Source organism: uncultured Campylobacter sp. (assembly GCF_938018145.1).
GTDB lineage: Bacteria > Campylobacterota > Campylobacteria > Campylobacterales > Campylobacteraceae > Campylobacter_A.
The window spans coordinates 1-9,276 of record NZ_CALIII010000374.1 but is presented as its reverse complement, the minus strand read 5'-3'; the positions used below and the strand labels follow the sequence as shown (position 1 = coordinate 9,276).

At 44.7% G+C, this 9,276-nt stretch carries 14 protein-coding genes and 1 pseudogene; all 15 read left to right on the top strand.

Translation table 11 applies throughout. From position 1 onward, the window contains the following. On the top strand, positions 1-436 hold a 436-nt coding region (locus tag Q0338_RS08630), incomplete at its 5' end, for a UbiA family prenyltransferase (RefSeq protein ID WP_298086393.1). Further along, positions 433-951: a hypothetical protein gene (locus Q0338_RS08625; protein WP_298086392.1), complete on the top strand. Its 519-nt coding sequence runs from the start codon at positions 433-435 to the stop codon at positions 949-951. The genes Q0338_RS08630 and Q0338_RS08625, both read left to right, overlap by 4 nt. Continuing rightward, positions 944-1,459, top strand: coding sequence for a hypothetical protein (locus Q0338_RS08620; protein WP_298086391.1), 516 nt, complete (start codon positions 944-946; stop codon positions 1,457-1,459). Before Q0338_RS08625 ends, Q0338_RS08620 begins: the two co-directional genes overlap by 8 nt. A gap of 139 nt (positions 1,460-1,598) precedes the next feature. Then, complete coding sequence (gene moaA, locus Q0338_RS08615) at positions 1,599-2,567, top strand: GTP 3',8-cyclase MoaA (RefSeq protein ID WP_298086390.1); 969 nt, start codon at positions 1,599-1,601, stop codon at positions 2,565-2,567. 206 nt (positions 2,568-2,773) lie between these two features. After that, positions 2,774-3,538 (top strand): 7-carboxy-7-deazaguanine synthase QueE, encoded by a 765-nt coding sequence (locus tag Q0338_RS08610; protein ID WP_298086389.1) that lies wholly within the window; start codon positions 2,774-2,776, stop codon positions 3,536-3,538. A 71-nt stretch (positions 3,539-3,609) separates the two neighbouring features. Further along, positions 3,610-4,191: a 6-carboxytetrahydropterin synthase gene (locus Q0338_RS08605; protein WP_122871766.1), complete on the top strand. Its 582-nt coding sequence runs from the start codon at positions 3,610-3,612 to the stop codon at positions 4,189-4,191. Between the two features lie 5 nt (positions 4,192-4,196). Then, a complete protein-coding gene (locus tag Q0338_RS08600; RefSeq protein WP_002947188.1) occupies positions 4,197-4,379 on the top strand; it encodes a hypothetical protein in 183 nt (60 codons plus the stop codon). Beyond that, on the top strand, positions 4,376-4,789 hold the full coding sequence (locus tag Q0338_RS08595; protein ID WP_298086388.1) for a hypothetical protein: 414 nt from the start codon (positions 4,376-4,378) through the stop codon (positions 4,787-4,789). The genes Q0338_RS08600 and Q0338_RS08595 overlap by 4 nt, the downstream gene beginning before the upstream one ends. Further along, positions 4,786-5,442: a 16S rRNA (uracil(1498)-N(3))-methyltransferase gene (locus Q0338_RS08590; RefSeq protein ID WP_298086387.1), complete on the top strand. Its 657-nt coding sequence runs from the start codon at positions 4,786-4,788 to the stop codon at positions 5,440-5,442. Before Q0338_RS08595 ends, Q0338_RS08590 begins: the two co-directional genes overlap by 4 nt. 83 nt (positions 5,443-5,525) lie before the next feature. After that, a complete protein-coding gene (gene rpmE / locus Q0338_RS08585) occupies positions 5,526-5,726 on the top strand; it encodes a 50S ribosomal protein L31 (RefSeq protein ID WP_009495090.1) in 201 nt (66 codons plus the stop codon). Between the two features lie 4 nt (positions 5,727-5,730). Further along, a complete protein-coding gene (gene rsmI, locus Q0338_RS08580; RefSeq protein ID WP_298086386.1) occupies positions 5,731-6,543 on the top strand; it encodes a 16S rRNA (cytidine(1402)-2'-O)-methyltransferase in 813 nt (270 codons plus the stop codon). An 82-nt stretch (positions 6,544-6,625) separates the two neighbouring features. Next, positions 6,626-7,306 (top strand): 23S rRNA (guanosine(2251)-2'-O)-methyltransferase RlmB, encoded by a 681-nt coding sequence (rlmB, locus tag Q0338_RS08575; protein ID WP_298086385.1) that lies wholly within the window; start codon positions 6,626-6,628, stop codon positions 7,304-7,306. Then, positions 7,299-8,312 carry a phosphatidylglycerophosphate synthase gene (locus Q0338_RS08570; RefSeq protein ID WP_298086384.1) on the top strand — a complete coding sequence of 338 codons (1,014 nt, stop codon included), beginning with the start codon at positions 7,299-7,301 and terminating at the stop codon, positions 8,310-8,312. The genes rlmB and Q0338_RS08570 overlap by 8 nt, the downstream gene beginning before the upstream one ends. Beyond that, a complete protein-coding gene (locus tag Q0338_RS08565; protein WP_298086383.1) occupies positions 8,306-9,103 on the top strand; it encodes a hypothetical protein in 798 nt (265 codons plus the stop codon). Before Q0338_RS08570 ends, Q0338_RS08565 begins: the two co-directional genes overlap by 7 nt. A gap of 10 nt (positions 9,104-9,113) precedes the next feature. Continuing rightward, positions 9,114-9,276 (top strand): annotated as a pseudogene (locus tag Q0338_RS08560) (alanine transaminase); the annotation flags it as partial.

Below are 9,276 nucleotides of genomic sequence, written 5' to 3'. Positions count from 1 at the left end.
AGTCCTGGGCCTCTCGCTAGGTCTCGCGCCCATCGCCGGAGCCGTCGCGGTTACTGGCGAGATACCGCTTTTTAGCGTGCTGCTCTGCCTTGGCGTGATGTTTTGGGTGGCGGGATTTGACCTGCTTTATTCGCTTCAGGATATCGAATTTGACCGCGAGCACGGGCTTTTTAGCATACCTAGCGTTTACGGCGAAAAGGCTACGATGTTTATCTCGGCGATATTTCACGCCACAGCCGTGATCTTTTGGTTGCTTTTTGCGTGGGCGGGAGGGCTTGGCGCGGCGGCCTTTGCGGGCATTTTGCTTTGCGGAGGCATCTTAGTGGCCGAGCACCGCATCGTTAGGCGGGATTTTAGCAAGATCGACCGCGCGTTTTTTACGCTAAACGGTTATCTGGGCATACTTTTTTTCGTTTTCGTCTGGGCTAGCTTATGAGACTGGTTCCGGCAAATTTAGACATAGTTTTTGAGGAAATCGGCGAGCGCGAGAGCGAGTTTTTGCGCGAATTCGACAAGCTAAGCGGCAACGAGGACGATCCGCTAGGAGCGTGGATAAAGCGCGCCAAAGCAAAGGGCGACACGAAGGAAAGCGATCAGGTGATACTGACGCTACTAGTCGAGCTTCACCGTAAATTTGACGAGCTAAACGCCTACATAAAAAATGAAAAATTTATAAAGCTCGAGCTTGCTCAATCTAGTGCGCTTGACGGGATAAATTTTGAAAATTTTAGGATAAAAGAGGCTAAATTTAAAGAAGGTGCCAGGTACTACGGACGCATTTTTATGCCTATTTTTCCAAAGCGAGACGTGGCGATATTTTTTGAAGCGCTAGATGAAAAAACCGCCAAAATCACGCGCATAAACGAGAGCGACGAGAGCGACTACAACGGCTACGTGACAGCCAGAGAGCGCGCTATGATAAGAGAACTAAAGGAGATGAACGATGAGTAACGACTTGATAATATTTGTCATTTTTGGGCTGATTTTGACAGTGCTTTTCGTGCTGGTTTTTATAAAAGATTTAGAGGCTTCAAGGAAATTTTCAAGATACGAAAAAGCTATCGAAGGGCTAATACAAGAGCTTCACGCCGTAAAAAAACAGGTTACGAATTTTAATCAAAATAGCGAGCCGGCCGAATTTGACGTAGTGCAGTTAGAAAGCAACCTCGAACAGCGTCTAAATGAAAAAATCAATCAAAAAATAACTCCGATAATAAACACCCTCCAAGGCATCGAAAGCTCGATAGATAGCTTCCAAAGCCAGCAACAAGATAGACTATTTACGCTTGAAGAGCGCACCAAAAGCATTAGCAAGATCTCCGCTCCAAACGGCGAAGACGACGAAAAGCGCATAGTGCAGATGTATAGCGAAGGCAAAAGCGTCGAAAGCATCGCAAAAGAGCTGTGCGTGGGCGTGGGCAAGGTCGAGCTGACGCTAAAATTGCGGGAGCTGATATAGTGTTAAAACTCGGGCGCGAAATATAAAAAAATAACATTATTTTCATACGCGAATTTTAAAAAATTTTAAAGCTTAACTTCCTATAATGCCCTTTAACCAAATCAAAAACAATTCTTTTTGATAAAATTAAGGGCGAAAAATGTTAATAGACGGACACGGAAGAACTGTTGATTATCTGCGTATTTCTGTCACGCAAAGATGTAACTTTAGATGCAAATACTGCATGCCTAAAACTCCGTTTAGTTGGGAGCCGAAGGAAAATTTACTAAGTTTTGAGGAGCTGTTTTTATTTGTCAAAGTCTGCCTAGACGAAGGCGTAAAAAAGATCCGTATCACGGGCGGCGAACCGCTACTGCGCAAGGACTTGGACAAATTTATCGCGATGATAAACGAGCACAGCCCAGACGTCGATCTAGCCATCACGACCAACGGCTTTATGCTCAAACACTACGCAAAAGCCCTAAAAAACGCGGGTTTAAAGCGCATAAATATGTCGCTTGATAGCTTAAAAACCGAAAAAGCTAAATTTCTCGCGCAAAAAAGCGTTCTACACGAGGTTTTAGCGGGCCTTGACGCAGCGCTTGAAGCCGGGCTAAAAGTCAAGCTAAACACCGTCGCGCTAAGAGGCGTAAACGACGACGAGATCGTATCTTTGCTAGAGTTTGCACGCTCTATGGGTTGTCAAATTCGCTATATCGAATATATGGAAAATATCCACGCAAATGACGAGCTAAAAGGCATGAAATCGGCTGAAATTTTGGACGTCATCGCGCAAAAATATCGTTTTACTGCGGCTGAAAAAATCCCGACCGGCCCAGCTAGCATCTACCGACTAGAGGACGGCTATACATTTGGCGTCATCGACCCGCACAAACACGACTTTTGCGAGAGCTGCAACCGCATACGCCTCACGGCCGAGGGACATCTCATCCCGTGCTTATACTTCGAGGATGCGATGAGCATAAAAGACGCCGTAAGAAAGGGCGATATCGCGGGCGCTAGCGAGATATTGCGCCAAGTATTGCAAAACAAGCCCAAAGAAAACAAATGGGCGATCGGCGCTCAAAACGAGACCTCAAGCCGCGCCTTTTACCAAACGGGCGGCTGAAATCAAGGCTAAATTTACGTCAAATTTGGCGTGGATTTAGCCTGCTTTTTGCCAAATTTAACCGCGCTTGATTTTATACATTTTTATCCGTAAATTTACCGCCGTTTTTCTAGCAAAACCCGCTCAAATTTGACGTAAAATCCACCTAACTCCATAAACCTACTCTTCAAATTTTGCTATAATCGACTAAAATTAAAAGGCGAAATTTGAGTTTAAACCTAGTCGAGAGTTTCCTAAGCATTCAAGGCGAAGGCGCAAGTAGCGGCCGTTTGGCGATTTTTTTGCGTTTTGCTGGCTGCAATCTAAACTGCGCGGGCTTTGGAGTGCGCGCCGTCTCGCCCAAAACCGGCGAAACGCTAGTTGGCTGCGACACGATCCGCGCGGTTTTTACGGGGCATTTTTCGTATCAAAAAATCACCCGCACCGACGAACTCATAAAAATAACGCAAAGCTTGAGCGCAAATTTGCGCCGCAAACCTATCGTCGTCATCACTGGCGGCGAGCCGCTACTACATCACAAAGACCAAATTTTGCTAGATTTTTTAAATTTTGCGACTAGCGAGGGCTACGAGGCGCATTTTGAAACAAACGGTACGATCGAGGTGGATTTTGCCAAATTTGAGATTTATAAAAGATGCCGTTTCGCCGTTAGCGTCAAGCTCGAAAATAGTGGCGAAAGCGAAGCTAAGCGCATAAATCCCGCCGCTCTAAAAGCCATAAAACAAAACTCCACAGGTAGTTTTTATAAATTCGTCCTTGATAAAAAAAGCGCGGAAGACGGCTCGGCGATAGCGCAAATTTCGCGTATTTTAGAGATTTGCGACGCGGAAGTCTTTTGTATGCCGCAAGGTTATGATAAAATAAGCATTGAGCAAAACGCCCTATCCGTCGCGCAGTTTGCGATCAAACACGGTTTTAGCTACTCCGATCGCCTGCACATCAGGCTTTGGGGCGCAAAAGAAGGGGTTTAAAACGTAAATTTAGGTGGCATTATCCGCATTTTACGGCGCGAAACGGTAAAAATTTAATAAACGGAGCTAAGATGATAATAAGAAAAATGTTTAAATTTGAAAACGCTCACATCGTTAGATTTTGCAGCTCGAAACGCTGCAAAACCAGCATCCACGGGCACTCTTACAGGGCTGAAATTTTACTTGAATCAAATTTTCTCGATAACGCGGGGATGGTGTATGACTTTGGCCTGATGAAGCGTGACATCGGCTGCATCATCGATAGCTTTGATCACTGCACGACGATATTTAGCGGAGATAGTGCGGAGTACAAAAACGATCTCAAAAAGCACTCCGCGCGCTGGATCGAGATCCCGCTAAATCCCTCTGCAGAGCAGTTTTGCAGGATATTTTTCGTGATGATCGATAGGCTTTTAAAAACCACGCAGATGCAAAACGGCGAGCGCGAAGTGAAGCTCCACAGCGTCATCGTCCACGAGACCGACACGGGCTACGCGCAGTGCTTTAGAGAGGATGCGTACAACGCCAAAATGGGCGAGGTAAATTTAAACGAGATCGTCTTTTCCGAGGGCGTGAGAGCCGAGTGGGAGGACGCGGAGCTGTTTGAGAAGATCAAGCTAGGCAAAAAAATAGTAAATCCAAAGGAGGTCTAGCGCAAATGAGGAAAATTTTTGCGATTTTGACGCTGGCGGCACTGTTTTTTGGCGGTTGCGAGGAGAAAAAGGAGCCAGCGTCGCTGGATCTTGGTGGCACTGTGCCTAGCGACGTGCCTATCGCGCAGAGCGACGCAAACGTAAGTATCGACGAAAATATGCCGCCAGAGCCGGTGCCTGAAAAATGAAATTTAACGAGCATCTCTCAGAGCTCTACGAGCTAGCGCGCTCCATCCACATCGGGCTTGCTTTTACGCTTTTAGCGCTCGTCGCGGCGCACTTTTGCCTGATAAATTTCGGCGTAAATTCGCCAGCCTATGCTAAGCGCATTAGGCTATTTTTGCCCACATACTACGCGTTTTTGGCCGCGATGATGCTTACGGGGCTACTTTTGATGAGCGTTTTTTACTTTTATCCGAGCCTCAAAGCTCTCGTGATGATCGCGGTTTGGGCGCTGCTTATCGGGCTTGGCGCGATGGAGTTTAAGCGGCTAAAAACGGCGATAAAAACTAAAAATTTTGCCGATTTTAGAGCCAAAATGCGCCTAAAAATCGCGGCTGATTTTGTTTTGATACTCATTGCAAGCGGTGTGAGATGAAATTTTTATATTCGAAAGAGGCTAAAAACGAGCAAATCAGACTTGAAGGCGAGGCGTTTTTACACCTGAAGGCGCGGCGCGCTAAGGTAGGCGAGCGCATCGACGTGCGAAATTTGACCGACGGACAAAACCACATCTATGAAATCGTAAATTTAGACAAAAGGGGCGCGGAGCTAAATTTGATATTTTCGCATGACGTAGAGGCGAGAAGCAGCGATCTGACGCTAGCCTGGGCCGTCGTCGATCCAAAAACGGTTGAAAAAACGCTACCCAGCCTAAACGAAATGGGCGTTGGAAAAATAATCTTTTTTTACAGCGAGTTTTCGCAAAAAAACTTTAAGCTCGATTTTTCGCGGCTAGAGCGCATTTTGATAAGCTCATGCGAGCAGTGCGGACGAAACGATTTGATGAAATTTGAAATTTACAAAAGCCTAGACGAGCTAGTAAAATTTTATCCAAACGTCGCTCTCATCGACTTTGACGGAGGAAATTTGGACGGTTACGCGGGCAAGGAAATTTTAGCGATCGGGCCCGAGGGTGGATTTAGCCAGAGCGAGCGAGAAGCAGTCGCTAAAAAATACGGGCTGAGAGCAAAAAATATTTTGCGCTCGCAAACGGCGATTTTAGGCATAGCGGCTAAAATTTTGATTTAAATTTGATTTTTTACGAAGTTTTTTGTATAATCTCGCCTTACTTTAAATGAAAATTAAAAAATCAGACGATAAAAGGACAAAAAATGAAAAAAGAAATTCATCCGGAATTTGTTGAGTGCAAAGTAACTTGCGCTTGCGGCAACACCTTCACTACGAAGTCAAACAAAAGCGAGATCAGAGTGGATATCTGCTCAGAGTGCCATCCGTTTTTCACAGGCAGCGAAAAGATCGTAGATAGCGCGGGCCGCGTTGATAAATTTAAGAAAAAATATAACTTAAAATAACCCTTTGCTATATTTCGTTCCTACGCCGATAGGAAATTTAAGCGATATCTCGCTTCGCGCTTTGAGCGTTTTGCGCGAATGCGAGATACTCTTTTGCGAAGATACCAGAGTCGCAAAATCCCTCATAAACCTGCTAAATACGCGTTTTGATGCAAATATAAATATACAAAAATTTATCTCGATACACACGCATAACGAAGATGAAATTTTATCTAAAATCGAGCTTGAAATTTTTGATAAAAACGTCGCATTTTTAAGCGATGCGGGTATGCCTGGAATCAGCGATCCGGGAGCTGCACTCGTAAATTTTGCTATAAAAAACGGTATCGCGTATGAAGTATTAAGCGGTTCAAACGCCGCGCTTTTGGCCGTCGTCGCTAGCGGTCTTTGCGAGAAAGAATTTTGCTTTCTAGGATTTTTACCCAATAACGGCAAAGAGCGAGCCGCAGCGGTACAAAATGCGCTAAATTCGCCGTTTCCCGCAGTCATCTACGAAAGCCCAAAACGCATACTTTCACTTATTTTAGACTTTGCCAAGCTTGAACCAGATAGAGAAATCTTTGCCATAAAAGAAGCAACAAAGAAATTTGAAACTAAATTTAGAGCCACGGCAAGCGAACTCGCGCAAAAGCTACAAGAGGCGAATTTAAGCGGTGAGTGGTGCGTCGTAGTGCAAAAAAATCCAAATTTTACCTTTGAGAAAATCACTCAAAACGATATTTTGGAACTTGAAATTTCACCCAAAGCCAAGTCTAAACTGCTAGCCAAAATCACAGGTCGAAACGCCAAAGAAATTTACTCCGAGCTCACCCGCTAAAACTTGCTCGCAGACTCAAACAAACAGCGAATTCATCCGAAAATTTAGCTAAATTTTACCGATTTTTAGCTATTATCAGGCGATGATAATATACGGAAAACAGCTATTTTTGCACATCATAAAAAACTATAAAAAAAGCGTCAAAACGGTCTATCTCGCCAAGGAGTGTGACAAGGCGCTATTTTCACAGATCGTAGGCGTCGGCGCGCCGATAAAGCGCGTGGATAATCAAAAAGCCCAAGCTCTCGCACACGGCGGCAATCACCAAGGCTTTTTAGCCGAAGTTGAGGAGTTTGAGTTTAAAAGTATCGACGAGATAAAAAAACAAAATTTTATAGCGATCTTGTACGGACTTAGCGACGTCGGGAACATCGGCGCCATCGTCCGAACGGCGCATGCGCTGGGTTGCGGAGGCATCGTCGTCGTCGCTAAAAATTTAGCGATGGAAGGCGTACTGCGAGCTAGTAGTGGAGCGGCCTACGAGGCAAATATCGCTCTTGTCGAAGACGGTCTTAGCTTGCTAAACGAACTAAAACAGGTCGGTTTTAAAATTTACGCCACGGCAAGCGGCGGCAAAAACGCTCACGAGGTCAAATTTAACCAAAAAGTCGCGCTCGTGATGGGTAGCGAGGGCGAAGGCTTACACAAAAAAGTCCTTGCCAAAAGCGACGAAATAGTAGGAATAAAAATGAAAAACGACTGGGACAGCCTAAACGTCTCGGCTGCGTTTGCCATACTTTGCGATAGGATTATAAATGAATGATATAAGTTTAATAAAAGAGCTGGGACTAAACGAAGTCGCGAGAAGAACTCATATAGAGGCCGAACACTTAGGCTACATCGCTGATAAAAATTTTGAAAAACTGGTGCGCTTAAACGTTAAAGGCTTCATTAAAATTTTAGAGCGCGAGCTAAATATCGACTTTTCACAATGGATAAGCGAGTATGAGGCGTTTATGACCGAGCGCAATCAAAAAAACGAACACAAAAGCATATCCGTATCGCCTAAGATATCCGCATACACTGCAGACGGCAAACACTCTAATGCAGGCGTGAAACTCCTTGGTTTAGCGGTTGTTGCGGTTGTTGCGGGCGTAATATACGTACTTAACGAAGGTAATTACCTTAGCAATGTTTTAAACATTTTCGAAGATAAGAATAAAAGCGTTACCTACACCGGAGCCGTCGCCGTCCAACAAGCAGCCAAAAGCCTAAACGAAGCAAAACAAGAGAGCAAAAACGCTACAAATGACGAAAATCTATACGCTATAAAAAATCTCGAGCCGATTTTACCGACTGAAGAGAATGCGTCCGTAGCTGTAGCTATGCCTGAAGTAAATTTAAACGTAAATACCGATAAGAACGAAACCACGCAAACTAATAAAGAAGAAAATATCACGCAAAATCAAGAGCAAAATACATCAAGCGATGCTTCTAAAGAGATAAAGCAAGCAAGCGACGATAAAATTTGGTATCTAGCGGCAAGCACAAAAGAAATAAAAATCGTACCGCGCAAAAAAACGTGGCTGGGCGTTATAAATTTGGACGAAAATAAAAAGCGCTCTGTAGATACTACAAATAGCTTCACGATCGAAATAGGTAAAAAGCAACTCGCAGTAACCGGGCATGGCAATATAAACCTCGAAATAGACGGACAAACGATCAAATTTGGTGACGATAGGCCAAAAAGATTTTTAATAGAAAAAGACAAGGTTTCACTGCTCACATACGACGAATTTGTAGCTCTAAATAAGGGTAAATCGTGGTAAAAAAGCTTTTACTTTTGACTGCTAGCGCGGCTTTTTGCCTTGCGGGCAGCGTGGTGGATATAGCAGGCGGCTTGCTAGGTCAAAATAGCGCAAAAGCAACTCAGCTCTTTGGCGACGGCTCTGCATATCTAAACGCAAACGGCAAGCCCGATATCGCTAAAATTTCAAATGTTTTGAAGTCAAATTCGCTCCTGCGTCTATCCTACAAACAAAACGTCAAGGTAAATATCAAATTTATCTCGCGCCAAAACAACCCGCTACTAATCATGAAAATCGCAAAAGACGCTCTAAATGGACTAGGCTACAACAATATCCTAACGAGCGAATTTTCTAACGCCGGCGGCGCGCTTTGGGGCGTGACGATCGACACCAAATTTATCCCGGATCCAGGCTCGCTCTACGCCGCGCTTAAAGAAAGCGGCACCGAGATAACCGACATAAATAGACCCAGCGAGCTATCATACGAGTACGTCATCGACGCGTCAAATTCCTCTATAAACCAAACTCCCGTGCAGTTTTCGCAGGAAGTCCAGCTCTCAAAGCCGCTTGAGCCCTATCTCATCGACGTTAGCGGCGCAAAGAGTACGACGATAAGCGCTAGCGCAGAGGATCGCTGGTCCGCCGTCGTGAGAATTTTGGATAAAAACTTAAATTTGCTTGACGAAAAGCAAACTAGCAAGCCCGTAAATAGCCTAAAAGTATCGCTCCCTCAAAATGCAAAATACATAATGATCGACGATGCGGTCAGCCTAGAAAACATCAAACGAGGACTCAAAATCTACCTAGAGTAAGGAGAAATTTATGTTTGACGAGATTAGATTTAATACCATAGAACGACTTCCAAACTACGTATTTGCCGAGGTGAACGCGATAAAAATGGCGGCACGTCGAGCGGGCGAAGATATCATCGACTTTTCGATGGGAAACCCGGAAGGCCGCACGCCTCAACACATCGTCGATAAGC